The sequence below is a fragment of the Clostridium oryzae genome, assembly GCF_002029235.1.
Classification (GTDB): Bacteria; Bacillota; Clostridia; order Clostridiales; family Clostridiaceae; genus Clostridium_AE; species Clostridium_AE oryzae.
In genome coordinates, this window is the sequence record NZ_MZGV01000149.1 from 1 (window position 1) to 1,888 (window position 1,888).

Consider the following 1,888-nt stretch of genomic DNA (forward strand, 5'->3'; position numbering starts at 1 on the left):
TGTTAGTGTAAAGTTTTTTACACTACTCTTTTAAAAATTTCTTTATATATCAAGGGTTACAGAGTTTTTTTGTATAAAAAAAACAATGACCCCCAATTTCATGTTATAATTGAATTTTCGACCAAACAAAAATAAACAAGAAAGGTTGTCATTGTATGGATTCAATTATAACGTATTTACTTTTATATAATCAATATCTTTTAAAAACTATTTTTCAACTTGTTTTATTTATTGCTAAACATATTCCTCTTAAGCAATGGGCTTTTGAGGATTCTAATAGTCCGGATTACCAAAAGTTTAAAGTTGACAAGCTACCTAAGATTCTTCGTTTTGAGAAGATAGATTATCAGCTTCTTTTAGCTTACTATAAACACAAATACAATAAGCTTGTTAAACCTATTAACCGCCGTAATGGTAAGTCTATTCCTGAGTACATCATTTGTCCTAAGTGTGGTGCTCCTCATGACTACATTTATGATAACAATGGAGCTAAGGGGCAGTATCAGTGCAAAGTTTGCGGACAGACCTTCCATCAGTCTAATCATGGTACTAAACCGGTGGTTTTTGTTTGCCCTTATTGTGGTCGTACTCTTGATGCTAAAAAGGATCGTAAGCATTTTCGTGTCCACAAATGTGTTAATCCCAAGTGTTCTTACTATCTCAAAAATATTTCTAAGCTTCCTAAAGATTTACCTCCTGCTGACAAGCATAAATACAAGCTTCACTACATCTACCGTGAATTTACTGTGGATTTTTTTAAGATGGACTTAAATTCTCTTCCTGCTAGAGCTATCAATTTTAGTTTTAAGAAGTTCAATCCTCATATTATGGGGCTTTGCCTTACTTATCACGTTAATCTTAAACTCTCAACTAGACAGACTGCTCATGCCCTTGAAGAAGTTCATGGTATTAAGATCTCTCATACCATGGTTGCTCACTATGCTACTACCGCAGCTGCTGTCATCAAACCATTTGTAGATAGCTTTAACTATAAACCTTCCAACATCCTTTCTGCTGATGAAACATATATTAAGGTTAAAGGGATTAAGCATTATGTTTGGTTTATCATGGACACCTGTAAGAAATCTATCCTTGGCTACCAAGTCTCTGATAACCGCGCTGTCGGGCCTTGTATTCTTGCTATGCGCATGGCTTTTAACAAGTTCAAACAATTCCCTAGTAAGGCTTTAAAATTCATTGCGGACGGCTATAGTGCCTATCCTCTTGCTGCTCAACAATTTAAACTTGAAAAAGGTTGGGATTTCGATATCACTCAAGTTATTGGACTTACTAACGATGATGCTGTTACCTCTGAGTTTCGTTGGGTTAAGCAAGTTATCGAACGCCTTAATCGTACTTTCAAGTCATCCTATCGTGTTACTTGCGGTTATGGCAGTGAAAACGGTGCTCTTTATGGCGTATCTCTTTGGGTTGCTTACTACAATTTCCTTCGTCCTCATCCATATAACTACTGGCGTCCTCTTAATGAGCTTAAGGAATTTAGTTTAGCTGACAATATGCCTGCAAAGTGGCAAATTCTCATTCGGCTAGGTCAGCTTGCTATTCTTGATTTACAGGAACAACAACAACACTGTTAAACTCTCTGTTTTTAGCTTCCTGAGCCGTAATTGAATACTTAGCCATCCTTTGGACTTGCCCTTGATGGTGTTGATAAATTAATGCTATAATGCTGTGATATTGACGGTTATATCTCTCTGTTTTTGAGTTCCTTCGCCGTTAATACTTTCCTCACTGCATTAATTTGTCATGCTGTCAAGGGTGGCGGCTTCCTTCACCTACCTATTTTTCCTTGCTTTTTTTCTTCTTTTTCTCTTTTCAATCCTACTTTTTTTCTCTAAATTTTTTTCATAGCAAACTTTACACTATC

Annotated in this window: 1 protein-coding gene; it reads left to right on the forward strand. The window is 36.1% G+C overall.

Translation table 11 applies throughout. The annotated features are described in order from the left end of the window. The first annotated feature begins 155 nt into the window (after nt 1-155). The gene (locus tag CLORY_RS22720; RefSeq protein ID WP_079428861.1) at nt 156-1,598 is read left to right on the forward strand and encodes a DDE-type integrase/transposase/recombinase; all 1,443 of its coding nucleotides are present in this window, start codon (nt 156-158) and stop codon (nt 1,596-1,598) included. Nucleotides 1,599-1,888 lie beyond the last annotated feature (290 nt).